Origin of the sequence: Mycoplasmopsis agassizii (assembly GCF_002276225.1) — a bacterium.
Classification (GTDB): domain Bacteria; phylum Bacillota_I; class Bacilli_A; order Mycoplasmatales; family Metamycoplasmataceae; genus Mycoplasmopsis_B; species Mycoplasmopsis_B agassizii_A.
Genome location: NZ_NQNY01000007.1, coordinates 30271 through 56701 on the forward strand (window position 1 = coordinate 30271; position 26431 = coordinate 56701).

Genomic DNA, 26431 nt, shown 5'->3' on the forward strand with positions numbered 1-26431 from the left:
TAATATAATTAAATAAATTAATAGAAGGAAGTGTTATGTCATATCAAGCGTTATATCGTGTCTATCGTCCTACAACTTTTGATGAAGTAAAAGGTCAAGACGCAGTTGTTACAACTTTGAAAAATATTCTCGAAAACGATAAATTAGTGCATGCTTATTTATTCAGTGGACCACATGGAACTGGTAAAACATCGATTGCCAAGATTTTTGCAAACGCAATTAATTGTATCCACAAAATTGATAGCCAAAACCCTTGCCAAATTTGTGTTGATAAATTAGCATCAAATCTTGATATTACTGAATTAGATGCAGCTTCTAATAATGGTGCTGATGATATTCGCCGTATTAACGATGATGCCATTTCAATGCCCTTAAATGGTAAATATAAAGTATTTATCATCGATGAAGTTCATATGCTTTCTAAGGCTGCATTTAATGCTTTTTTAAAGACATTAGAAGAAGCACCCAAACATAGTGTTTTTATTTTAGCAACAACTGAAGCTAATAAAATTCCTGCAACAATTTTAAGTAGAGTGCAACGACTAAACTTTAGAAGAATTAGTAACACAATTTTGAAAATGCATCTTCAAGATATTTTGATTAAAGAACATATTGAATTTGATGAACAATCATTAAATTATATTGTTAAATTAGCAAATGGGTCATTGCGTGATGCTTTATCAATTGCTGATCAAGCATCAGTTTATGGAAATAAACATATTACCATTCAGTCGCTAATTTCAGCCTTTGGAATTACTTCATATGAAACAGTTATTGACTTATTAAATTTTGCTTCAAATGATTTAGCAAAAGCAATGAAAATGCTTCATAATTTAAATAATTCGGGTGCTAATGCAGAATATTTATTAAACAATATTATTGCTATTATTAAAGATTTTATTTTGATGAGTAAAACCAATACTGATGAATTTAATAGTGTCTTAACTTTTGACCAAAAGAAACAATTTTATTTTACAACTAAAACTGCTTATGATTTATTAGACTTTGCAATTCAAACTTTTGAAAGACTTTATACTTCAAATACACCTTTTGATTTACTAGAAATTTTAGTGATTCGAATTCATAATCATTTAGGTGATTTAAATTTAAAAACTCAAGTTTTTTCAACAACTGAAATGGAAAAACGTTTGAAAGAAATCAAAGCTGAAGATAATCAAAATCGCTTTAAAGTAATTCAAAATGTCAAAGTTGATGATGAAATTAGCAACGCTCCAAAAACTTCTTCATTAAATGTTTTTGGAAGTTTTGTAAAAAGTGTTTCAAATAGTAAAGCAAGTGATTTAGCAGATGTTGAAATTGCTAGTACAAAATCAATTCAAATTGATACTGATGATTTACGTGGAATTCAAACTCCACCTGAAAAAGATTCGATTTTTGATATCGTTGGTGTGCAAGATGATCAAGTTGTTAAACCAATTGAATTTCAAGAAACTCAAAGAATTAAAGTTAAGGAGCAACCAAAAACAGCACCAACGATTGCACCTAAAACAAGTAATTTTGAAGCAACTAGCACCGACTTATTAAAGCAAACTAATGACTTTATTTCATCAATTAATGAATCAAATGATTATATGGATACTCAGGAAAATTTCATTTCTACAAATGAAATTTTAATCGATACTGATTTAGTTAATAACAACGAATTGATTTCATCAAATTTCAACGAAAACATTAATGCATTTAACACACTTAAAGAAGATAAAGTTTCTTCTGATACCGCTGAATTAGTGGATACAGTTATTTTAAATGAACCTGTTTTAAAAATAGATGAAACACAAATGGCAACTACTTCAATGAAGCCCCAATTTAAAGGTGATACTTTAAATAACACACTAGATTTTTCTAACACTGAAACAAATAGTTTTAATAAAACTGATACAAAAATTGACTTAAATAATTTAGCAATTAATTTAGTTACAAAAGATGTTCATTCAAAATCTGATTTAATTAATTTATTTAAACTAAGACATTCAAAAGATGCTGGTGAATATGAAAAAGAAAGTTATCGAAATCGCCGTTCACATTTTGAAAATATCAGATTTAAAGATTATGAATATCTTTTTAGCAAATTAAAATTTGTAACATCAGGAGAAAATTTTGTTATCCTAACTAGTGATGATGATAACGTTGTTTTCTCAACATTAGAGAAAGTCGAAGACCCTAAATTCTACGATTTAATTTACAGTATCTTTAAAGAAAATAAACATGTTTTTGTCGCAACAAGTAATTTAATTACCGAAGCAAAAAACGATTGAAAAATTAATCGTGATAAATATATGAGCGAACTTAAGCCTCAACCTTTAAAAGAAAATAAGAAGAAAATTGATCCTGAAGAAACCTTAATTAATATCTTCGGAGATGATTTAAACAAGGAGTAAATTATGAATAATAATGAAATGATGAAGCTTGCAAAAAAAATGCAAGCTGAAATGGAAAAAAGAGAAAAGAAAGTTCAACAAGAAAATTTTACTGTTGAAAAACAAGGCATTAAAGTTACCTTCAATGGTATGAGACAATTAAAAGAAATTAAAATTGATGATGCCTTAATTGATCCTGAAGATCCTGAAACATTAGAAACAATGATTCAAATTGCTGTTAATGAAGTACTTGAAAAAATTGATGCGGCTTACGACGCAATCGAAGCAGAAGCTAAGAATTTTCCTTTTTAATAATGGCTTCGAAAACGTTTGAAAATTTAGTTGAAAGTTTAACTAAGTTAGATTCAGTTAGCAAAAGATCAGCAGCAAAATTAGCTAATGATTTTTTAAAATTAAGTGAAAAAGAAATTGAAGATTTTACTGCCATTTTAAATGAAGCAAGAGCTAAGAATCAGTATTGTAAATCATGTAATTTATTTCAAGAAATGCCTATCTGCACTTACTGCTTAAATACTAATTTAGATAAGAGTCTTTTGATTTCTGAATCATCACAAAATATTTTTAAGTTTGCAAGTATTGAAAATTATCATGGCTATTTTTTTGTAAGCAATCCTTTATTAAAAATTAGAAATCAGATTGCATCTATTGCTTGAAAAGATCAATTAATAAATTTTGTTGAAAAATATAAAATTGAAGAAATTATTTTAGCAATTTCACCGACTTTAAATGGTGAAATTACTATTACATATATTAAAAATTTATTTGCTGATCATGATATTAAAATTACTAGATTAGCACTAGGGATTCCAGTTAATAGTGACATCGATTATATCGATAATATTACTTTAAAAAGCGCAGTTACAAATCGAGTGAAAGGTTAAAGATGTTAATCACTTTAGAAGGTTTAGATGGTTCAGGAAAAACTACAATTGCTAATTCAATTTTTAATGAATTAGTTGGATTAGGTTTAGAAAAAAATTTCATCTTCACAAGAGAACCAGGTGGAGCAGGAATTATTGAAGCTGAAAAAATTAGAGAAGTTATCTTGGATAGTCATAGCCGTTTAAGTAATATTTCTGAGGCTCTTTTATATTCTGCTTCGAGAAGAATTCATATCGATAGAGTAATTGAACCTAACTATGAAAATAAAATAATTATTTGTGATCGTTACATTGATTCATTTTATGCTTATCAAGGTTATGGTCGTGAATTAGGGATTAAGTGAACAAAAGATTTAACCGAATTAGTAATTGGTAAGTACAAACCTGACTTAACAATCTTTATTGATATCACTTATGAAGAAACACGCAACAGGCGTGAAAAGCGTGAAACGACCGACCGTTTAGAAACACAGAGTCAAGATTTTTATAAGCGAACTTATGAAGGTTATTGAAAATTAATTAATGAAGATCGTGAGCGCTTTTTAGTAATTGATGGCAAATTAAGTGTCGAAGAAATTGTCAAAATAATTATGGACAAAATTAAGACACTTGATAAATTTAAAAAAATGGGTAAATAAAAATGAATCAAAATATTGACTATTTAAGAAATATTGTAAATAATAAAATGGTTTCACACGCCATTATTTTTAAGGCGAGTCCAAATACAAATGTGGATGAGCCTTTATTATTTTTAGTCAATAGTTTAAATAATTCTAATTATGAAAAATTAGATAAGAGTCTTATTTCAAATAATATTTTATTATTAGATGATGTCAAAGAAGACTTAGTAAAAAATAATTTAGTTGAAGTTTTAGAGAAATTATTTAAGACAACTTTGGTTGCAAATAAACCAAATATTTTTATCATAAAAGAAATCGAAAATGCTTCAAATGCTTTTAATAATTCATTATTAAAAAGTATCGAAGAAGCGCCTGAAAATAGTTATATATTCATCGTAACATATAACTATCATAAAATTCTTTCAACTATAAAATCAAGATGTCAAAGCATCACAATTTTACCTTTATCTTTCAAAGAAAAGATGCTCTATTTAGAGAGCCTTAATTTCAAATCTCGTTACCCAGAAATATATGCAGAATTGTTCGATAATTACGAACAAATAAAACAAAATTTTAATGATAAAACCGAAGAAATTATTAATAAAACTTTAACTGCTTTTTTAAATAGTTATGAAAATTTTTATAAGCTAGTTCATTTTTTACATCTTGAAATTTCTAAAACAAAATATGAATTAACCTTAAATATTTTAAAAATTTTTTACAAGGTTTTAACTCAAAGTTTTGATTTAAAAATGGGTAAAAAAAATAGTGATGTCTTAGCAAAAATGAGAGAAAAAAATATCCCTTATATTAAGGTTAATTTAGCAATAGATGATTTTTTATTTAAGATTAAAAAATATAGAAATTTTTTCATTACAAAAGAGATCTTAATTTCTCAAATAGTTAATATTTATAAAGAACAAATTTAATTTTATATTCTAAAAATTAAATTTAAAATGTAAAACATGAAAACAAAAATCCAGTTTCAAATTTTAAAACTGGATTTTTTTGTTCTTCATAAATTAACTTATTAGCCTTTAAAATTAGATCAGATATACACTTAATTTTTTTATATTATTGTAAAAAAATTAATATATAATTTTAAACGCATGTGGTGAATATGGCGAAGTGGTCAACGCAGCGGGTTGTGGTCCCGTCACGCGCGGGTTCGAATCCCGTTATTCACCCCATTTTTTTATTACCTTTTTTGGTTTTTTTGTTTAGTACCTAAAATGTGACATGAACGACATCTTGCTTCATAAATGTCATCATCACCTAATAAGTTTTCTTGATCATCTTGAATAGTTCTAAAAGTAGTAGTTGCTGCTTGTTGACAATTTGAACAAACTGCTTTTAATTTTGTAATGTGTTCAGCAACTGCAAGTAGTTTTGCAATTACTTTAAAAGGTTCTTTTTTAAAGTTTGTATCAAGTCCTGATACAACAACATATTTACCCTGATTAGCAAGTTCTTCAACAACTTTAACTAAATCTAAATCAAAAAAATGTGCTTCATCAATAATGACTGCATCATAGTCTTTGGCTAGTTCTAAAATTTTGGCAGAATGATTAACAGGTGTTGCACTAACTTCAATTCCTGCTCTTGATCTGATTTTATCAATACCAAAGCGTGTGTCAAAACTAGGTTTGACAACTAAAACCTTGCGTCGTGCATGGTTTAAAATTCTTAACTTTTTAAGAATTTCTTCGCTTTTACCTGAAAACATTGGACCAGTGATAACTTCAATCGCCCCTGGCGTATATTGTGGATACATATTACCTCTTTCATATATCTATATAATTTAATATTACATTGTTATTTTATGTATAATAAGAACTAATAAAATTTTTTTACTAGGAGCATAAATGGAATTAGGTTTAGCAATTGGTCTGATCGTTGGACTATCAATCTTATTTCTTTTAGTTGGGGGTATCACAGCCTTTTTTGTAACTAAAAAAATCTTTGAAAAACAACTACGAGAAAACCCTCCTATTAATGAAAGCATGATTCGTGTCATGTTTAATCAAATGGGTGTAAAAGCTAGCGAAGCACGCATTAAACAAGTAATGCGTTCAATGCAAAACGCAAAATAGAAAATCCGTTTTCATACGGATTTTTTTGATTTTTAAGCTTAAAAATCAACTGCAAATAATTATGAAAAAAATCACAATAAAGCGAAAAATTTTCCTGTTTAAAAGTTGTCTTAGTTTATAATTTAAATAATGCAAATTAATTTTGTTAAATATTATTTTTAAGGTGTTATATGAGTTTAGATAATAACCATGACGGTCAAGACGAAGACCGCAAAAAAACAGGAACCTTTGAAATTCCTGAAGATGATTTAAAAGTTGTTTTTGAAGAAAATAAAAAGGCTCCTAAAAAATCTAAAGAAGTAGAAGAAGCTGAAGAAGAAAATCCTGCTGCTAAAGAAGAGTATCAAGTTCAATCACAAATCATTGATGAAACAGTTAATGGGATTTCTCCACGTTTTGTTTCTAACGAGATGCAAATTTCTTTCTTAGAATATGCAATGAGCGTAATCGTTTCTCGTGCCTTACCTGATGCACGTGACGGGTTAAAACCCGTACATCGCCGTATTTTATTCGGGATGCACGAAATCGGCGTTTTACATACATCAGCACATAAAAAATCAGCGAGAATTGTCGGGGATGTACTTGGTAAGTACCACCCCCATGGTGATAGTTCAGTTTATGAAGCAATGGTAAGGATGGCTCAAGATTTTTCAATGCGCTATCCTTTAGTAGATGGTCACGGTAACTTTGGATCAATCGATGGTGATGCAGCTGCTGCGATGCGTTATACAGAAGCAAGGCTTTCAAAAATTGCTTTCCACATGCTAGATGGAATCAAGAAAAATGCTGTTGATTTTGTCGATAACTATGATGGTAGTGAAAAAGAACCTGCAGTCTTACCGGCTCGTTTTCCTAACCTTTTAGTTTCAGGTGGCCAAGGTATTGCTGTCGGAATGGCAACCACAATTGCTCCCCATAATTTAGGCGAAACAATTGATGCAGCGATTGCTTATGCACGTAATAATGAAATTACAACTGCTGAGTTAATGCAATATATCAAAGGACCTGATTTTCCTACAGGTGGAATTATTTTAGGTACAAGAGGTATTTATGATGCTTTTGAAACAGGTAAAGGATCTATTCCTTTACGTTCAAAAGCAGCGATTACTCATTTTGATAGTGGTAAAAGCCGTATCGTTATTAGTCAGATTCCTTATGGTGTGCAAAAGACTTCAATTATTGAAAAAATTGCTTACCTAGTTAAAGAAAAAATAGTTGAAGGTATTAGCGATTTACGTGATGAAACTAACAACAAAGGAATTCGTGTTGTTCTAGAAATTAAACGTGGTTTTGTGCCTGAAGTGGTTTTAAATAAGTTATTTAAAAACACTAACTTACAAATTAATTTCAATGTCAACATGGTCGCACTAGTAGGTGGTGTACCTCAGACTTTAACATTGAGAAAAACTTTAGAAGTTTATCTTGAGCATCAAAAAGATACTACTAGAAGAGAACTTACTTTTGATCTAGAAAAAGCAGAAGCAAGATTACATATCTTACATGGATTAAGAATTGCTACTCAAAATATCGATAAAGTTATTAGCATTATCCGCTCATCAAGAGCTGATGAAGATGCTCGTGCAAAACTAGCAACTGAATTTAACTTAAGTGAAATTCAGACAAAAGCAATTGTTGATATGAGACTAGGTCGTTTAACTGGTTTATCAATTGAAAAAACTGATGCAGAAATTGCTGAAACAGAAGCGTTTGTTAATAATTTAAAAGATATCTTAGGCGATGAATCTAAGTTATTAGAATTAATTATTAAAAACCTAGAAGAAATTAAAGCTAAATATAACGATGCTCGCCGTACTGAAATCGATGGACAAGCATTTGGTTCAATTAGTGATGAAGACTTAATTCCTGTTAAAGATATTGTGCTTACTCGTTCAGTAAAAGGTTATGTAAAACGCATTGCCTTAGAAGAATACAAAGTCCAAAACCGTGGTGGTGTTGGTGTAAGAACTGCTAAAACATATGATGATGACGATATTAGCGATATCCTACCAACAACTACTCATACTGACTTATTAATCTTTACAAGTTTTGGTAAGGTCTTTAGAATTAGAGCTCACATGGTACCTGAAGTTTCTAAGCAAGCTAAAGGAACACCGTTTGTTAATCTAGTCCAAATCGATCCTAAAGAAAAAATTGTTTCATGATTAACAACTGATGCTTATAACGAAGATCAATTCTTATTAACAGTAACTAAAAACGGAATTGTTAAACGTTCAAATTTAAGTTTATTTGAACGTATTAACGCAAATGGAAAAATTGCTGTTAACTTAAAAGATGGCGATGAATTAATCAGAGCCATGGTTGTAAGTGATAGTGAAGAATTAATTTTAGGTTCTTCAGATGGAAAAATTTGTCGCTTCGATGTGACTGAAGTAAGGTCAATGGGAAGAACAGCTGCTGGGGTTAAAGGTATTACTTTATCAGAAAAAGCAGAAGTTGTGGCTGTCTCATCTTCAAGCGAAGGTAACTTAATTTTTGCCCTAGGTGCTGATGGTTTTGGTAAGAAAACTTCGGCTGATGAATATCGTAAAACACGCCGTGGTGCTAAGGGTGTTCAGACCTTAAAAGTGCAAAAAGCAGGTGACTTAGTTTACGCAGGTTTTGTTAACGGAAACGAAGATGTTTTAGTTATTAATTCAAGTGGAATTACCATTAGAACTTCACTAGAACAAGTTAGTGAAACAGTTAATCGTGCTACCAAAGGTGTGCGTGTTATTCGTTTAAAAGATAATGAAAAAATTAAATCTGTTGGTATCTTAAATATTCAAAAAATTGAAGAAGAAATTATTAGAAGAACAACTGAATTATCTTTAAATGATCTAAATAATCCACCTGTAAGTGTGATTGCTGAAGCACCTTCAAGTGATGATAATTTAGAAGATCAAGATGAAATTTAATTAAATTGATATGTTGCCAAAAGCAACATATTTTTTTATCTATCAAAAAAATTCAATAAATGGTTTAAATAATTTAAAGTTAGTCTATTTGGATTATTTTGACAAATATCACTGATAATTAAAGATATGAAAAAATTCAAATTACTTTTAAGTTCTTCTTTAGTTTCTGCTGTTGCACTAAGTGCAACATTAATTGCTTGTACACAAATTGAAGACCCTGGAACTCTGCCACCTAGAAAAGTTGTTGATCCAACACCTACTCCACCAGCACAAGATCCTGGAACACCTAGTGGATCAGGAACAACACCACCAGCAGATAAACCATGAATACCACCTAAAAATGGTGATCCAGAGCAATCAAATCCACCTAAAAGTGAAGATCCAGGAACAGGACAAAAATCTGAAACACCCCCAAATAACGGGGTTTCAGATCCAATATCAAAAAATAACATTGACAAAAATCTAAATTTACAGACTACTTTAAGAGAAGTTAATAACAAGGAAATTGAAACTAAAATAGACCCAAAAATTCCATCAAATGAGATTTATAAAAATCTTTATGACAGAACATTTTCAATACGTTTTAGCATTCAACAGGAAGATGGCATAATTGCTGCACCTAGCTATTGAGGTACATCATGATTACTAGATTATCATAAGGATGAAGTTGATGAAAATCAAATTACCTTATATCTAGCAACCAATGTTCACGTAGTTTCTGAAATAGGGAACTCTAGTCCACTTAAAGATTCAGGTTGAGATTATTCATCTAATAAAGCAGGTGAAGTTAAATATGTTTCTTTAGGAAAATTAACTGAAGCACCTATTTTTAACCCCTTAAATCAAGAAGAAAATAACATTAAATTTGCAAATAATCAAAGACAAACTACATTAGCACATTTTTATACTAATAGTGACAAAGGTAATCAAATCGGTACCCAAATAAGTGCAATAACTGCAGCTCCTAGATTAATTTTTGCTGCCGTAGATTTCATGGATAAATCAGTTAGTGACCAACTTTCAGATATGCACGAAAAATGAAATTCAAGTACGAGATATCAAGCAGATTCTGATAGAAAAAGTATTGATCAATTAGGTTTTTTTAAGGATTTTGCAGTCGTTGCAGTTGATGTAGATCTAAGTAAAAAAGAAGTGCTAAATAAAGGTACAGGAGCACCTGATACTAATGAAAAAATCAATGCAGAATTTGAATCATGAATCAAAAATGCAATGAAGGCAGTTGATGAAACCATTAACTTGGCTAAGACTAAAAAACTTCCAAATAATGATGGTGATAGATCTTATGTGACATATGACATTCCATCAGCTCTTCATGATAATGAAGAGAATGCAAAAGAAGCAGAAAAATACAACGCTAAAACTGAATATGATAATGTCTATATTTTAGGTTATCCTGTTTCAGGTGGTTTTGCAAAAATTAAATGAAACAATAATGAAGCAAGATATAGTGAAACAAATAAGAATTTGAAAGCCATTGCTAGAAATAATGATTCTTATAATCCTTTTACAGATTATAAGAATGCAAGACAAGAAGAATCAATTATTAAATGAGAACCAGATGCCCTTAGTTTAGAAACTTTTTTCAAAAAGTGATACATAGATTATTATGGTTATCAAATTCGTTCTAACTTCTCAGAAATGGGTGGTGGTGCTTCTGGCTCATTAGTTATGACAGATTATGGATTACCTTTGGGAATCCATTATCGTTCATCAGGATTAGGAGATTCTGCTGCTAGTGTTTATGAATTATTTGTGCAGGCTCGTGATGAAAAAGTTAAAATAGCTAGCACCAATAAAGACATCATTTTATACAAATACAACTTGTTTGATAAAACTGGTAATGAAAAACAAACAACTTCATATCGCAGTAATTTAAAAGCAATTATTGATAAAGAAAATAAAGGTATTTATAAAACTGCACTATTTCCTGAAGGTGTTTAAAATCTGTTTTAATAATGTAAAATAAAAAGTATGAATAATACTTTTGCACACTGAATAAATTTTTATGCTGATGACAAAAAAACATTAGCACATCTTAAAAACATTGAAAAAAATTTGGATAAATATCCAGATTTTTTTGCTAGACCTTACTTTAATGAAAGGGGTTTTAGTTTTGAAAAAGGACTAGGTTATAACCGTTTTAATACACTAACTATGTCTTTAGTTTTCCAATCTTTTTTAAATTTAATTCCTGAAAATATTAACTTAAATATTTTAGTTGCTTATAACAACGATAGCGATTTAGCTTACTATGCAGAACTAGCTCAGCAGATTTTTTCAAAAAGAAATTTCAAAGTATTTCTTTTTGAAAGAGTTGAAGTTGTTAATAGCATTATTAATGAAACTTATAAAAATATAAACCTAGATGCTGCTATTTATTTGAATTATATTAAGGAACAACGCAAATACAAGGTTACTTTTTTAGATGGGCAAGCTAATTCAATTGCTTTAGAAGTTTATGAAAAAATAACTGAAAATATTTTTAAACTAGACCCTAATCAGGATATCCATAAAATGATGAAAGCGCCTTTATATTTAAAAGAAACTGCAATTTTTGATGAATATCGCAAAAAAGTTTTAAGCCTTTCTAAAAGAGCAACTGATGTCAAGGATTTAATAATTGCACTTAGTCATAACTCACAAGCATTTGCACAATTAAGTAGCAAAATTTTAGGTTCCTTAAATTTTGAATATCGTTATGTATCATCAAATAAAATACTTGCTCCTTTAATTGATAACACCATGCAATTATCACGTTCTGCTATTAAAGCAGATGCTGATTTACTATATTCAAGTGATAGTGGTGCAACATTTTTAAACATCGCAATTAATGTTGGAAGCAAAATGCATTTCCTAGAAAAGTTTGAATTTCTAACTTTATTTTTAGACCTTTATCTATTAGATAAAAAAGTAGGCAAAATAGATTTAAGAAATAAAGTGATTGTATTACCTCAATATTTAGGAATTTTACTCGATCCTATTTTTAAAAAATATGAAGTTAATTGATTGGCGATTGAGCAAAATTATAAAAATGAAGTTTCACAACAAGACATCTTATTTTTAATCAACAAAGATAATCAATTTAACTTTAACACTAACTTAATTGACTACTTTGACCACTTGCAAATTTTGGTAGTTTTTTCAGAATTATTAAACTATTACAAAACTCAAAAAGGAAGTATTGGTAATGTTTTTAAACAATCAATCCAACTTTATAAACCTATTTTTGTAATTAAAAATATTTTTCATAGTGAACTACATCAAGTTGAAAAACTACTTTCATACTTTGATGAAAATAAATTTCCTGGAGAATTTAAAAGTTGAACTATGACAGTTAATCCTGCTTATTTTATTGTTCAAGATTATGAAAAAAATATTTTAATTAAAATTGAATATGAATTTTTTAAGAAAATTCTTTTCGTTGAAGTTTATGAAAGAAACTTCAAAAAGGCAAAACGTGCAAAAGCAGTTTTCCACCATATTCATAAAATAGTTAAAGCAAAAGAGTAATTTTTTTAGCGATTGCAGTTTGTAGATTGATCTTTAATATATATAATTAAATAACTAAATAAACTAAGGAGAAAATTATGAGTCAAAAAGATAAAGTTAAAAAAATTCTTAAAAAAAGTAACATTAAAGACCTTGATGAAGTTTTAAGGATACTTGATGAAGAAATACCACATGATGCCAAGGTAGAAATTAATTGTGATGAATCAACAGTTGAGTCAATAAATTGTTCATTTCGCTTTACGTTTCCAAAAGAAAAACTAAAAAAGTAATTTAAATTTTTAAATTGCTTTAAAATTTACAAAAAATTAATTTTTTTGTATGATTACTTATAGTACGTATTTTGCGTATAAATAATCCCCCGCATTAGTGTTAAAGCTATCACCTAGTACGCCCCATTGCAGTGATAGAAGTTGCTAAAGGCATAAGATATGAGAAAGAATTTTATAAGACTGTCTAACTAGTATGTCCTCAAGTGATCGGATTGGGCTGTAAACAAGCGGCAGAGAAAAAGAGCTTTTTTGGCTCTTTTTTATTACTTTGAAATACACCAAAAATCAACTTTATGTTAGTTATTAATCAAATATTTTATTTATCTTTCCTTTTAATAAGTTCTAAGATCATATCAAGTTTATCATTTGTATCTTTATTTTGTTTTTAAGCTTTTGCAAAACCTTCTTTCATCTCAGAACGAATTTCATGTGCAGCTTTTTCTAGTTTAGCGTCAAACTTTTTTTCTTGTCTTTTTTCCATTTGCTTCATTTCATGTCGTAAAATGGAAACCGTTGCTGTTGCTGATTCTTTGATCTTTTCTAATGTTCACTTTTGTCATCATTGCAAATTTTCTCCATTTCCATTCTCCCCACCAGGTTGTCCTGGTGGATCGATAGGTGGTTCAAACTGTTTAGGTGTTCCTTTAGCACTATATTCATAAAGAATGTTACCTGTTTGATCATCTGCAGTTAGATGATTTTTTATTTCTTCAAGGTCGTATTCTTTATCTAGTTCTTTAACTGTTTTATCGCAATTACATTTTTTGAATTTTGCTGGTTTTCATTACTCATATTACTTAATTATAACTAAAGAAAATTGCTATTAATTTTTTTCAGTTTTTTTCATATTAGTATTAAAAATTGCTTCATTTGAATGAACCAATTAGCGATTTTATAAAATAAAACTGTTTTGAATGACTCCAATTAATTCATCATGATTAATAGTAGAATCACATGTAACAACTTATAAGCACTGATCTAATTAAATAAAATTTTTTTTATTTAATTGCTTTACTTTTTTTAAAAGTTTTATAATGATTATATATATTCAGAAAGGATTCATTAATATTGAGATATTAATGATTTATAAATGCAAACAGAATTTAAAAAAGTTAAATACAATACTGTTAAAGAATTAATTAAAGTAGGAGAAAAACTATCTTTTAAAGCAGTTAATCGTGATTTAGAAGAAATTGACTTTAAAGCAAAAAAAGTGACTGTAGTTTCACCATTTCCTGCTATTAGTACTAAAGTTTGTGATGAACAAACTCGTGGTCTAAGTATCATTGCTGAAAAGTATGCTGATAAAGTTGATGTTGTTTCAATTTCATTAGACTTACCTTTTACATTAGCAGATTGATGTGGAGCACATGGTGTTGAAAATGTTGACACTCTAAGTGATTGAAGATACCTAGATTTTGGTAAAAAAACTGGTTTTCTAGTTGATAAACTACACTTATTAAACCGTGGTGTAATTATTGTTGATGAAAATTCAGTAGTTAAATTTGTCACAGCTAATACTAACATTCATGATCAAATTAACTTCGAAGAAGTTAATACTGAACTAGATAAACTAATTAAATAAAACTTCAAAATTTAAAAATAAAAGCGAGCATAAACTCGCTTTTTTTATATGTTTTAAAGTTAATAAACTATGAAACTTTTCTTCTAGTTAAGGTGTCATAAGCAACAACTGAAACTAAAATTGCTGCTTGAATAATGTTGATGAAAGCAGCTTGTTGTTCAAGAATGTTCATACCTAATTGAATGAAGTTAATGATGAATGAACCAATAATAGTTCCTACAACTGTACCAACTCCACCTGAAACTGAAGCACCCCCAACAAACACTGATGAAATAACAGTTAATTCTTGTGAAGCTCCATCGTTAGCAACAATAGCTTGTTGAATTGAAGCAAATACCATTCCTGTAAATCCACTGATTACCCCGATAACCACAAAGATCATCATAGTTGTAAATTCAACATTTACCCCTGATAAAGCAGCAGCTTTTTTATTTCCCCCGATTGCATAGATCGCTCTACCAAAACGAGTGTTTTTTGAAATAAACATGAAGACTGCAATAATTATTACAACGTAAAGGATGTATAACTGCAACCCAAATCTAGACATAGAAATTAATAAAGCAACAGCTAAGAAGAATCCTATAACAATTACTTGTTTGATAATTAAGTAAGCAATGTGTCCTGGATTAAGTCCAAATTTTTTCTTTTGAATATATGCAACAACATTCATTACAACTACTAATACACCAATGACAATAAATAGTAAGAAAGCAACGATATAGAAGTTTGAAAGTCCACTACCTAAATTAACATCGATAGTTAATAAAGTGAAATCTTTAAAGGCATCTCCGTTAATCCCTAGTGCAGGTGAATCAGCAGCAATTGTTGTTCCTGCTGATAAAAATAGTAATAGCCCTTGGAATAAAAGCATTCCCCCTAGAGTAACAATGAAGGCAGGGATTTTTAAGTATCCTACTAAAAATCCACTAGTAATTCCGATCGCTAATCCAACAGCAATTGCTGTAAAAAATGCCGCAGCCACCGAACCATTTGTTTCTAAATAAGTTCTAACGGCTATATAACCAGTTAAACCAAAGAGCCTACCGACTGATAAGTCGATGTTACCACTAATGATAACTCATAGCATTGGCATTGCAATTAGTAAGATCTGCACGTTATTTCTTAACATCGTATTAAACTGGTCAGGTTGTAAAATGTGTGATGGAGAACTAATTGATGTTCAAACTGAGAATAAAATAACTACAAATAAAAGGATGTAGTACATCGAGTTACGGTTTAAATGCTTTTTAATAAACCTTGTGTATGGACTAGTTTTTTTATAATAAGTAGTCGCTCGATATTTGACTTTGACTCCCTTAATAGAATCACTTAGATAATCTAGACCTTTATTAATTTGTGACTTGATATCTGAAACAAAGTTTCCTACAGGGTTTGACTTATTTTGTTTTGACATTTTCTTTTACCTTTCCAACTGAAATTTCGAAGATCTTTTCTTGAGTTGCTTCGCTAGTTTTAATTTCGCCTTTAACATAGCCACCATCCATGACAAAAATGCGATCTGTTAAGCCAATTAATTCTTCTAATTCTGAACTAATGACAATTACACTTTTGCCTGCTGCTGCTAAATCAAAAATAATTTTATAAATTTCGTATTTTGAACCAACATCAATTCCTTTTGTTGGTTCATCAATAATTAATGTTTGAAATTTAGTTGTCAAGGCTTTGGCAATAACGACTTTTTGTTGGTTACCACCTGAAAGAGTTTCAACATTATATTGAATATCTGGAACTTTAATTTTGAGTTTTTCTTTTAGTTCCATTGAATTTTTTACGAGTCTATTATGTTGTAAAACAGATGCTTTTGTATAAAGATGAAGTGATGCTGAACCAATATTGTTATCGATTGTAAACATCTGAATTAGACCTGTTAATTTCCTATCTTCAGAAGCATACATCAGCCCCATTTTAATGGCTTCTAGAGGTCTTTTTATATTAACTCTTTTTTTGTTAACATAAATTTCACCGCTTTCGATTGTTCCAAATTGCTTTCCAAAAACTGATAAAGCAAGTTCAGACCGACCCGATCCTACTAGCCCCGATAAACCAACTATTTCTCCTGCTTTAACATTAAAATAACCATTTTTCACGACATAAACATCACTAAATTTAGGGTGTTGGACTCTAAAATTTTCGACTCTTAAAGTTTCTTCTCCTATTTTGCGATTCTCAGGTTTAGGTGGAAACTTAGCTTCTAAAGCACGACCAACAATGTCTTTAATAAGTTGTTGTTCAGTAATTTTTGTTTCTTCATTATTGTATGAAGAAATGAATTTTCCATCACGAATAACAACAATATCATCTGCGACATATTCCACTTCTTTTAACTTATGAGAAACGAAAATTGATGTAATGTCATGATCATCTCTTAGTTTTTTCATTAAATCTAAAAGTTTAAAACTTTCTTTGTCGTTTAATGAAGAAGTAGGCTCATCAAGAATTAATAATTTAGATTCTTGACTAAGAGCTTTTGCAATCTCAATTAATTGCTGTTGGGCAACTGATAAATTTCCTGCAATATCTTCAACATTGACATTTGTTAAACCAACTAGATCAAGTCACTTTTTAGATTCTTTAATCATTTCAGTTCATTTTAAAACACCAAATTTTTTGCGATAGTGACCCATAAAAACATTTTCATAAATAGGTAAGAAAGGTGAAATAGATAGTTCTTGGTGAATAATTGCTATTCCCTTGCTTTCTGAATCACTAATTGACTGAAATTTGGCTTTTTCGCCATCAAAATAAACTGTTCCTTCATGCGAAGTATGAGGAATAACACCTGAAATAACCTTCAATAAAGTACTTTTACCAGCACCATTTTCACCAATTAAAGAAAGAATTTTACCTCTTCTTACTGAAAATGAAACATCACTAAGTGCAGTTACACCAGGATATTTTTTAGTGATTTTATCCAGTTTTAGAATAAATTCACTTTTGGATTTTGCTTTTGGTTTTGGAGCAGGTTGATTAATATTTGTTTGCATTTTTTCCTTGCTTTATAAAAAGAATTAACTTGAAAAAGTTAAATCTTTTTATATTTGTATTCTGATAATTGATTATGATGGGAATTCAGTTGCAACATTTTCAGGTGTTACAATAACTGGTGTAAAGCTAAATGTTGTAATAACTTTGCTTCCTACTTTATATGAAGTAGTATCTAATTGTCAATTATCATTTGGGCTAGTTAATTTTACAAATGCTGCAACTTGTTCTCTTGTTGCGTTAGGGTACGCTGTAAGTAATGTTAAAATTGCTGTACCTGCTCTTGATAGAGGTTCATCAGCTTTTTTAATAGTCATGTCAACTTTGCTGTTTTTTGCTTTTAATGAAGAAACAACTCCCTCGATACCATCTTGACCAGTAATAAATACTTTTGATCAAATTGTATCTTTTTCTGCAGTACCAGCTACTGTTTTTAGAGCATCAGCAAGACCAATTGCTAATCCATCATTAGGTGCTAGAATACCAACTAAATTAGCTCTTTGAGTTTCTGTTGCTGTATTGTAAACAGTTTGGAATGAAGCAGCTGCTGTTTGCGCAACTCAGTCAGTTGTTGCAACATTTTCAAATGCTGTTGCTGTATTTAAAAATTTAAGGTGTGCATCTTCTGTTTGAGCTTTTTTAATTACTTCCATTGCACCGTTAAAGAATAATTTTGAGTTATTATCAGCTGGATCACCTGCTGATAAGTAGATAAATTTATCTTCAGATAATTTTTTACCTTTAACTTCTTCAATTAATGCATTAACATTGTCTTCGACACTTTTACTTGCATCTCAAGAATGTGTTGCACTATAAATTGCTTTAACTAGACTGTATCCTTGTAAAGTTCCAACACGCTCATTGTTATATGTTACGTAGTAATCATATTTGTCGCTACCTGTAATTAAACGGTCATATGCAACAAGTGGAACTTTTCTGTGGCTTGCGTCATTAACTACTGATCCAATTGATGCAGAGTCTTTTGCTGAAACAAGTACACCTTTAGCACCACTAGTTAAAGCAGTTTCCAAAGCAGAGTTTTGTTTAATTTGGTCACCGTTATTAGTTGTTTTTCCACCAAAACCGCTATTAGTTGCAGCAGTTTGTAATATACCTTCTGCTGTTTTTCATCTAGGGTTTGTTGGGTCACTAACTGCTAAAGCAAATTGAGCAGATCCAACTGGGTTTTTTGCTTTTCCAGTAATTTGTTTTACGAAGTGAACAGTTGAATCACCTTTAGTTGCTTTAAGTAAAACATTTAATTTAGATGAATCTGTTCCATCGTATGCAACTGAAACAACTGTTAGTGTTACTGTTGTATCAGTTGGTGCAGTTACTGTGACATCTTTTGTTGTCAACTCTGCCGTTCTTGTGGCTTTAGTATCAGCTGACAAGGTTGGAGTAACAGTTGCTTTGTTTGCTGTTAATCATGTTTGTAAAGCAGCTTTATCTGTTGTCCCCGTAACTTCTTCTAAGTTTCCTGAGAAAGTTAAAGTAGTTAAGAAGTCTTTGTTTGCTTGCAAGTCTTTTGTTACTTGAGCAGGTTCTACTGAAACACCGTTTGAACAAGCAATCGCTGTTGTTGCTGCAGCAACTGCACTAAGTGCTAGCGCTGGTAATAAAATATATTTTTTAAAACTTTTTTTCATAAATAAAATATCCTTTGTTTGTATGTATTTAATAGTCATATTTTATTCCTTTCGCAAATTTGTCGGCAATTTTTTTCAAAAATCTTTCAAATTGTGAAAAAAAGGCAGTTTTTTCATATCAAAGTACTAACATTCAATTATTTGTACTCATTTTTAATAATTTTTGATATACACCCTGAATTTAATTCAATAGTTAAAATTAGCAGCCTAGAGCCTAAAATTTAACTAACTAAAACATTTGAATTAATTAATATTTTCAATTAAATCTGCTTTTTTGATAAGATTGCTATGTTTAAATAATCTTTAAATCACAAAAGGAGACCTTATGAATTTGGTAAACCCTAACAACGAAGGCAAAGAAACAGGTTTTAGCCCTAACGTTGATAACACTGAAAGAAGCGCTAAAATAAGCACTGGTGCGAAAGTAGTTTGAATTATTTTATGAATCTTAATAATTCCACTTATTTATCACGTAGTTAAAAGCAACTGATTTAATCGCCAACAAATGAGCATTAATAATGCTGCTTCAAGTATCGATACATACTTAAAAAACCGTAAAGACACCTTAACAAAACTAGTTGATGCAACTAAAAGTTATGTAAATTATGAAGGTGAAACTTTAAAAGCAATTACTTCACTAAGAAATATGAATATTTCAAGAAATAACTTTGGTGATGCTGATGCCATGATTAATTCAGCTTTTGGTCGTTTAATGGCTGTGGCTGAAAACTATCCTCAATTAAAAGCTGAATCAATGTTTCAACAAATGATGGAACAAGCAACTTACATTGAAAAAGAACTAGCAGCTGCTAGAAGAAACTATAATATGAATGTCACCCAATACAATAACCAATTGTATTCATGACCTGCAAGCGTAGTTGCTGGTTTTAAAAACTTAATGCAAATGCCTTTATTTGCTGCTTCAGCAACTGACAAACAAGACGTTTCATTATCAATTTAAAATTTATCTCTTCAAAACTTTGAAGAGATTTTTTATTGCATTTTAGCATTAAAATTGGCTTATCAAAAACTTCGAAATTTTTCGACAATTATTTTTTAATCGAGTAATAATAAAATTATATACATACATCAAGGTGGTCAAAATGAATCCAAAATTCAAACTAGAAATTATTAAGGGTGAAGTAGTTTTAGTAACTAATAATAGCCATATCAGCATTAATGAGATTATTGCTGAATTAATTTCAAATAAAAATGATCTTTTAAATCAAGATCAAAAAGCATGAGAAGACTTAATGGAAAAAGTTTTCGAATTTGTTAACAAAACAAATAAAAGAGAATTAACTGACAAAGAAAAAGAGGAACTAGTTAAAAATAGTCCTTTATTCAAAGCGGTTGAACAAGAAAAAACTAGATTAGAAGCTGAAAAGCAAAAAATCGAAGATGAAAAAGCAGATCTTGCTGAAAGAAAGCAAAATTCAGAAATAAAATTAAATAATGACATTAATGATTTAAAAATTCAAATTAATAATGTCCAAAATGAAAAAAAATTAATTCAGGAAAAATTAGAACGTGAACAAAAATCTAAAGAATCTGAAATTGCTGCAAAGAAAAAAGAAATTGAACAACTTTTAGAAACGGAAAAAGCAAAAATACAATCTGCATCAGCAGATGATAAAATTAAAATGCAAGATGACCATAATAAAAGTCTTGAATTTTTAAAAAAGCAACTTAGTAATTTAGAATTAGAAAAACTATCTGTTGAAAAAGAGCTTGAAAAGGAGCAAGAATTTAAAGCAAATGAATTACTTAAAAAAGAAAACGAGCTTAAAGCGAAATTAGAAAATGAAAAATTAAGATTAGAAGCAGAATTAACTTCAAAACTTAATAAAGAATTTGAAAATAAAAAAGATGAACTCGTTAAGAAAATTAAAGAAGAAGAATATAAACAATTAGTAGCTCGCCTAGAAGAGCAAAAAAGAGACATTTCTGAATCTTATAAAGAACAATTATCTAAAAAAGATGATGAACTAAGAGAAGTCAAACAAATAGCGCAAGCGCGCTTAACAAGCAATATAAAAGTTCGTGGAAATGAACTAGAAAATTACTTATGAAGTCAGGCAAGAGAGTTTTTAGTTGATGAAAATTTAACTATTGAAAAGGCTAAAGAAATTAATAAAACACTTCCTGATTTTATCCTTGAAATTTTATATAGAGGTAAACCTGAAAGAACTTTTGTACTTGAAATGAAAACTGAATTATCAGAAAATGGAAAACAAAAAAACAGAGATTTCTACGAAAAACTAGAAAAAGATCGTAAGAATAACAATGCTGATTTTGGGATTTTAATTACTGAATTAGAAAAGGAACAAAACTTTATGGTTCGCTTTGTGTCGGGTCATGAAAGACTAATTGAAATGAGACCCGACTATTTCTTAACATACTTCATTAATCAAAAAAGAGACATGCTTGAACTTGCTAGAAGAAGAGAAGAAATTGCTAGTGATTCAGAGTTTAAGGATCTTAAAGCTAGAGAAACAATTAGAGAATTTTTCGAAGAATTAAAAGATCATATTAACAAAAATCTAATTGGAATAATTCAAAAAGAATTAGAAACAATTATGAAGAGAGTTGATGTAATTGAAAAGGCTGCAAAAAGTATTCGCAAAAGTGTAACTGTTAAAATTAAAGAGTTAGCATTTCAATCAACAATTGATCTATTAGAAAATACTGAAAAATTTATCGAAGCAACTTCTAAATTAAAACCTAAAGATCCGTTAACAATTGAAAAAGAAAAACAAGCTAATAAAGAACAAATTAGACTAATTCAAAAAGAAACTGAAGTTTATGAACCTGAAGATGATTCTGGATTTGAAGTAGTTGATGAAGATGATGAAGAGCAAAAATAGTTAGCTTAAAACTACTTAATCAACTAATTTTACACCACTTAAAATTAATAGTTTTAAGTGGTTTTTTATTTCAGTTAATTAACTAATATTATTTATAATAAGGATTAATATGAAAAAAGTTACAGAGCCACTTAGTTATAAAGAATTTGAACAGCGTGTTTATCGCTACACTTATCCTTTTGTAATTGAAACAGTTGAAAAGTTTTTTAAAGAACATCAAAGGCAATTAAAATGATTAAACCCTGGATGACTTGTTTTAGGAATTTTATTACTTCCTGTTTTTTTTATCGGAATCGCCTTCATTGTACTTTATTGAAGTTCTTCATCGTTATTAATAACTGAATTAAAAAGACAATTAAAACCTAATCATATTTATAAAAATATTTTTGATAGTATTTCTGAAGATTTTGAATTTATCTCAGCACAAAATAGTGGTGATTTAGATCCTAGAGATTATCCAATTGCTAGTTATGGTGTACCAGTAATGGCTTTTAAAAGCATCGTGCAACGTTCACCTGAATTTAATATTAGATATCGAGAAAATCTTTTCTCGATTAGATCACTAACTTATGAATGAATTGAAACAGTTGGTAAGGTGGAAACTAGAAGAAGACAAGAAGTTGCCATTGCTAAAATGCTAATGAAACCTAATGAATTCAGTGATTTTGATTTTACTTGATTTCAAAAAAGTTTATTTACTCGCTCACAAAATATTCAAACTGAAAATAAACAATTTAATAGTGTCTTTGCCATGAAAAGTAACGACCCTATTAAAGCTTTAATGGTAGCAACTCCTTATTCAATGGAAACTTTATTAAAGCATTATCGAAATAATATTTCAACTAACTTATTACATTTAACTAAGAATAGAAATACCTTTAAAATTTCTTTTGCAGTTTCATTAAAAGGATTTTTAATTTTAAATTATAAAGTTACAAATAATGCTGAAACTGTCGTTAGAAATATTCTAAGTGACATCATGGGCGACATGTATGAACTGTATTCAATCGTTGCTTTACTGGCAATTCCACCGATGTTAGATTAATTAAAATATTACCTTTTATGAATTTTCATAAAGGTTTTTTATTAATTTTTTATGTAATTTTAGATTGCAAAAACTGCATAAAAAATGGTTGCTTAGGCAACCAACTTTAATCTTTTAAACAATTCTTAATTCAATTGGAATTCTAATTAGTAAATAAATTTGGAAGATTTCATTAATAATTGAATTAGCAAAATTATTGGCAATTTTATCGGTTAATAATGAAAAACCAAAATGCAAACTAGGAGTGTAATCAATATAAGGAACAAACTTAATTTGCAATGAGTTATCAATTTTTTCTAAACTTCATTTTTTAGCTCTAATTCCTGATTTAGCTAAATTTAATAAGGTTGCTTTTGTTTTGTCATCAAGCAATTCTTTTAATAAATTAATGCTATTAGTTTTTGCTTTAAAGAAGCTATCAAATTCTTCATTAGCAGATTCAAATTCTCTCAGTTTATCAAAACGAGGTGAATCAGATTTTAAAGTAAAGATTAATTTTTTATAAAACTGCACATTTTTTTGGCTTGTACTTAAATCATATTTAACTAGTCCAATTACTCTTTTAGGAAATAAATCTTTTTTCTTCCCTCAAGTATAACTTTGCAGTTGGAAAATAATTTTTGAACCGTTATATTCTAATAACATCTGGTTAGTACGTGAATTAATTAAACCTTCTTCAGGGATTTCAAATTCGCCTGTATGTCTGACTGAACTCAGTTCTAAAAAGTCTTTATCAGCTGCTCCATAAAATTTAAAACCTTGAAAATTAGCAAACACTCTTTTATAAATTAAAGTTTTATCAATTACATTTGAAAGATATTGAATAATTTTATTGCGTCTTGTGATTCTTGTTACAAATAATATAAAAGCAATTAAGAAAACAGCAATTGCAGCAAAAGCTAAAGCAATTTGATAAACCTGTGCTTGTCCTGGGTTTAAAATCAATCAAGTAGCAACTGCAGTGGCAATTGCAGCAATTCCTATTACAAATAAAATTATTATAAAAATACCAAAGAAAAAACTATTAATAAATAATCACCATGATGGTAATTCCTTAATTCTTTTTTCAATTCTTGGAATTAATAGTAGTTTAATTCCATCACGGTTTGCTTTACGAAACCGTGTCTGCAGGTCTTTGTAATCTTTAGTCATATTCTTTTCTTTAATATAAATTATACAGTCATTTTTTAGCAAAATGAAATTTACTCATACTATTCTAGCAAAAAAGCAAAATTTTCGGTAAAAAGTTAATACATGTCTCCGTTTTTCTGCAAAAATTTGAATTAGTTTCACTTTGAGAGTTTAAAAAACAGTTTAGAAAAAATTCCAAACTGTTTTTGGTTTTGATTATGTTGATTAATAGAACTAAGTTATTCTTTTCTTATCTTCTTCCATAAGGAATATATGAATAACCTCTGATGTGCAAATTTCAATCATTCATATTAAATTCGCTAATCTTATTTTTTTCAATTGGTATCAGCATTGAACTTAATCTTTTTCATGATCAATAGTGATTTAATTGTTCATCTAATGGACAATTAGGACAAGGATCAACTTCGTCATCGTACAAAAATTCAATTGTGAATTTATGACTTTCAGGTTCTATTTTATAAGAATTAATTTTAATTCCCTTACTTAAATCACCAATTCCTACATTACCATCGCCATATGTAGACCTAAGATCTTTAACAAATAAATAATCATATTTTTCAAAATCCATTTTAGAATTAATAGCGTCAAAATTGAAGGTCTCTGTTCAAGGAAAGTATTTTTTAGATAATTCTTCATCAGAAAGTTTTTCTGTTTTATACCAATATAAATAGTCTTCTAAAGCAATAAAATATTTCAAATACTTTTCACGATCTTGATCTTCTAGCCTTAATGCTTGTTTTAATTCACCTTCGTTTTTTACTAAACTAACAGATTTTAAATGATTAGGATATGGTTTTTGCTCACTAAAATACTTTATGAAATCTTCGTATTGATTACTAGAATCAGCAACAAATTTAGGTTCATATTCTCAATTTCATTTTTTAATAAATGTTTCCCACTTAGAAATATAAGAATTATTAATTTCAACTGGATACCAGTTATATGAGTCCCTGTCTTTGTCTGTTTTATCTAATTTTTTATTTTTCCAATCATTTTCAATGATCCATTGAAAATCACTAAATGTGAAATCCATAAAATTTCAAGTATTTAGTTGTAAATAATTTTTGTTGTCTATCGTTGTTTTAACAAATAAGCCAGAACCTTTTAAAATACTTTTATCATTAAATGGCACATGTGGTCCTTTATTAATATTTGATGCACTGTTTTTAATAATTTCTGTATTATCAAATGTTGAAGATTTTTTAAAAGTACTTTTATTGCTAAACGGTGAAATAGGCTCCTTAGGAGAACCCTTATCCTCCAAAGGCTCTGGCGCTTTAGGAATGTCTTTATTTTCTAATGGTGTAGAATCCTTTTGAATGTTCTTATGATTTAATCCTATATTAGGTGAGCATGCAATAAATAATGAAACAGTTGAAACAGAAATTACAGGAGCTATCAATATTAAGAACATTTTATTTTTATTATATTTTAGAATAGGTAAGGGCGACATCCATATCCTTACTTCTGGCATCATCATTTTCGAAATACACATTGAATCTGTATGTTCCTGATGTCTCTGCCTTAAACTCGATTGTTTTAGTATTGACTCTTTGGGTTTCTCCAGAAATATTTGTAAAATTAGTTGCAGTAATTGTTCTTGCAGTTCAATGCTCAAAATAATAATGATTATCAGGTTTAACAATAGTTAATCCTAATTGTGTTGGACCGATGAAATGCTTATCGTAGACTGCAGGAGTATCACTCGAACTTTTTGGTCTTAAAACTCAGTCTAATGAATCTTGATTTTTTCATGTGATGTTAACTCTGTATTTATCACCTGCACTTAAGTAAATTGATTTACTACGTGGTTTCGCTCTACCATTACTACTTCTAAGAACAAAGTAATCTAAATTCTCAAGCGATTCCTTCATTCTTGAAAAATTTGCAACGCCAAAACCTATTTTTTGTTCATAAACAAGGTGGTTCTCAACATGCTCATAACTATCTTTAAATTTTGTTGAATAATTATTTCTTGAACCAGAAATTAACGCACTCTTTGCAATTAATGAATCTGCTCCTTTATCGAAATAATTAGAATAATTATTTTTTAAAAAAGATATCATCGCAGTAACAGAAGGTGCAGAGTAACTTGTGCCATTTTTATGTTTTTCAGTGTCAGCAGGTTCAAGACCTGTCTGTTGCTCAAATGTATCTGGCACAGATGTTGTTATATAATTATCCTTTCTTGATCACTCACTGAAATCTTGTGCAACTATTGGAGAAACTTCTTTAACCGCCCCTACCACAATAGAATTTAAAGACAATTTATAACTGTCTGTATATTTTGCTAATTCAAACTCATAACCCCTTTTTATGGGTGCACCATACTTGTCATATCCACGAGAAACATCACCATCATTACCTGCAGATTGTATAAAAATTACATCAGGATTAGCATTAATAACATTATCTAGTCACT

The 26431-nt window shown here is 29.2% G+C and carries 22 protein-coding genes and 1 tRNA gene; 15 read left to right on the forward strand and 8 right to left on the reverse strand.

Translation table 4 applies throughout. The annotated features are described in order from the left end of the window. Positions 1–35 precede the first annotated feature (35 nt). From dnaX to CJJ23_RS02700, 6 genes are all read left to right on the forward strand, one after another. Complete coding sequence (gene dnaX / locus CJJ23_RS02675) at positions 36–2399, forward strand: DNA polymerase III subunit gamma/tau (RefSeq protein WP_095334825.1); 2364 nt, start codon at positions 36–38, stop codon at positions 2397–2399. Between the two features lie 3 nt (positions 2400–2402). Beyond that, positions 2403–2690 (forward strand): YbaB/EbfC family nucleoid-associated protein, encoded by a 288-nt coding sequence (locus tag CJJ23_RS02680; RefSeq protein WP_095334826.1) that lies wholly within the window; start codon positions 2403–2405, stop codon positions 2688–2690. 2 nt (positions 2691–2692) lie between these two features. Then, positions 2693–3280: a toprim domain-containing protein gene (locus CJJ23_RS02685; protein ID WP_095334827.1), complete on the forward strand. Its 588-nt coding sequence runs from the start codon at positions 2693–2695 to the stop codon at positions 3278–3280. Between the two features lie 2 nt (positions 3281–3282). Beyond that, the gene (tmk, locus tag CJJ23_RS02690) at positions 3283–3918 is read left to right on the forward strand and encodes a dTMP kinase (protein WP_095334828.1); all 636 of its coding nucleotides are present in this window, start codon (positions 3283–3285) and stop codon (positions 3916–3918) included. A gap of 2 nt (positions 3919–3920) precedes the next feature. Continuing rightward, a complete protein-coding gene (locus CJJ23_RS02695; protein ID WP_095334829.1) occupies positions 3921–4829 on the forward strand; it encodes a hypothetical protein in 909 nt (302 codons plus the stop codon). A gap of 185 nt (positions 4830–5014) precedes the next feature. Beyond that, positions 5015–5090: transfer RNA gene (locus tag CJJ23_RS02700), tRNA-His, on the forward strand. 8 nt (positions 5091–5098) lie between these two features. On the opposite strand, the gene CJJ23_RS02705 is transcribed toward CJJ23_RS02700, so the two are convergent. Continuing rightward, entirely contained in the window at positions 5099–5674 is a 576-nt protein-coding gene (locus CJJ23_RS02705; protein ID WP_095334830.1) for a thymidine kinase, read from the reverse strand. A gap of 91 nt (positions 5675–5765) precedes the next feature. Between CJJ23_RS02705 and CJJ23_RS02710 the strand changes: the two genes are divergently transcribed. The 5 genes from CJJ23_RS02710 to CJJ23_RS02730 all read left to right on the forward strand — a co-directional run bounded on the left by CJJ23_RS02710 (position 5766) and on the right by CJJ23_RS02730 (position 12708). Further along, positions 5766–5993, forward strand: a complete 228-nt coding sequence (locus tag CJJ23_RS02710) for a YneF family protein (RefSeq protein WP_084232265.1) — start codon at positions 5766–5768, stop codon at positions 5991–5993. A 170-nt stretch (positions 5994–6163) separates the two neighbouring features. Continuing rightward, entirely contained in the window at positions 6164–8908 is a 2745-nt protein-coding gene (gyrA, locus tag CJJ23_RS02715) for a DNA gyrase subunit A (protein WP_095334831.1), read from the forward strand. 126 nt (positions 8909–9034) lie between these two features. After that, positions 9035–10870 (forward strand): MIP family Ig-specific serine endopeptidase, encoded by a 1836-nt coding sequence (locus CJJ23_RS02720; protein ID WP_095334832.1) that lies wholly within the window; start codon positions 9035–9037, stop codon positions 10868–10870. Between the two features lie 30 nt (positions 10871–10900). Further along, the gene (locus CJJ23_RS02725; protein WP_095334833.1) at positions 10901–12439 is read left to right on the forward strand and encodes an MAG5620 family putative phospho-sugar mutase; all 1539 of its coding nucleotides are present in this window, start codon (positions 10901–10903) and stop codon (positions 12437–12439) included. Between the two features lie 77 nt (positions 12440–12516). Continuing rightward, positions 12517–12708 (forward strand): hypothetical protein, encoded by a 192-nt coding sequence (locus tag CJJ23_RS02730; RefSeq protein ID WP_095334834.1) that lies wholly within the window; start codon positions 12517–12519, stop codon positions 12706–12708. 385 nt (positions 12709–13093) lie between these two features. Here CJJ23_RS02730 and CJJ23_RS02735 read toward each other — a convergent pair whose 3' ends face one another. Further along, the gene (locus CJJ23_RS02735) at positions 13094–13276 is read right to left on the reverse strand and encodes a hypothetical protein (protein WP_095334835.1); all 183 of its coding nucleotides are present in this window, start codon (positions 13274–13276) and stop codon (positions 13094–13096) included. A gap of 522 nt (positions 13277–13798) precedes the next feature. Here CJJ23_RS02735 and CJJ23_RS02740 point away from each other — a divergent pair. Next, positions 13799–14293: a peroxiredoxin gene (locus tag CJJ23_RS02740; RefSeq protein WP_095334836.1), complete on the forward strand. Its 495-nt coding sequence runs from the start codon at positions 13799–13801 to the stop codon at positions 14291–14293. Positions 14294–14360: 67 nt separating this feature from the next. Here the strand turns inward: CJJ23_RS02740 and CJJ23_RS02745 are convergent, their stop codons facing one another. The 3 genes from CJJ23_RS02745 to CJJ23_RS02755 all read right to left on the reverse strand — a co-directional run bounded on the left by CJJ23_RS02745 (position 14361) and on the right by CJJ23_RS02755 (position 18984). Further along, positions 14361–15707, reverse strand: coding sequence for an ABC transporter permease subunit (locus CJJ23_RS02745; protein WP_095334837.1), 1347 nt, complete (start codon positions 15705–15707; stop codon positions 14361–14363). After that, the gene (locus CJJ23_RS02750) at positions 15691–17298 is read right to left on the reverse strand and encodes a sugar ABC transporter ATP-binding protein (protein ID WP_095334838.1); all 1608 of its coding nucleotides are present in this window, start codon (positions 17296–17298) and stop codon (positions 15691–15693) included. Before CJJ23_RS02750 ends, CJJ23_RS02745 begins: the two co-directional genes overlap by 17 nt. A 72-nt stretch (positions 17299–17370) precedes the next feature. Further along, positions 17371–18984, reverse strand: a complete 1614-nt coding sequence (locus CJJ23_RS02755) for a substrate-binding domain-containing protein (protein WP_095334839.1) — start codon at positions 18982–18984, stop codon at positions 17371–17373. A 286-nt stretch (positions 18985–19270) separates the two neighbouring features. Between CJJ23_RS02755 and CJJ23_RS02760 the strand changes: the two genes are divergently transcribed. The 3 genes from CJJ23_RS02760 (at position 19271) to CJJ23_RS02770 (ending at position 22857) form a co-directional block, all read left to right on the forward strand. Beyond that, entirely contained in the window at positions 19271–19906 is a 636-nt protein-coding gene (locus tag CJJ23_RS02760; protein ID WP_095334840.1) for a LemA family protein, read from the forward strand. Between the two features lie 142 nt (positions 19907–20048). Further along, positions 20049–21812 (forward strand): DUF2130 domain-containing protein, encoded by a 1764-nt coding sequence (locus CJJ23_RS02765; RefSeq protein ID WP_095334841.1) that lies wholly within the window; start codon positions 20049–20051, stop codon positions 21810–21812. A gap of 109 nt (positions 21813–21921) precedes the next feature. Continuing rightward, positions 21922–22857, forward strand: a complete 936-nt coding sequence (locus tag CJJ23_RS02770) for a DUF3137 domain-containing protein (RefSeq protein WP_095334842.1) — start codon at positions 21922–21924, stop codon at positions 22855–22857. Between the two features lie 114 nt (positions 22858–22971). Here the strand turns inward: CJJ23_RS02770 and CJJ23_RS02775 are convergent, their stop codons facing one another. From CJJ23_RS02775 to CJJ23_RS05045, 3 genes are all read right to left on the reverse strand, one after another. Further along, on the reverse strand, positions 22972–24009 hold the full coding sequence (locus tag CJJ23_RS02775; protein ID WP_095334843.1) for a hypothetical protein: 1038 nt from the start codon (positions 24007–24009) through the stop codon (positions 22972–22974). A gap of 229 nt (positions 24010–24238) precedes the next feature. Beyond that, positions 24239–25462, reverse strand: a complete 1224-nt coding sequence (locus CJJ23_RS02780; protein WP_095334844.1) for a hypothetical protein — start codon at positions 25460–25462, stop codon at positions 24239–24241. Next, on the reverse strand, positions 25434–26431 hold a 998-nt coding region (locus CJJ23_RS05045), incomplete at its 5' end, for a S8 family serine peptidase (protein ID WP_180738013.1). The genes CJJ23_RS05045 and CJJ23_RS02780, both read right to left, overlap by 29 nt.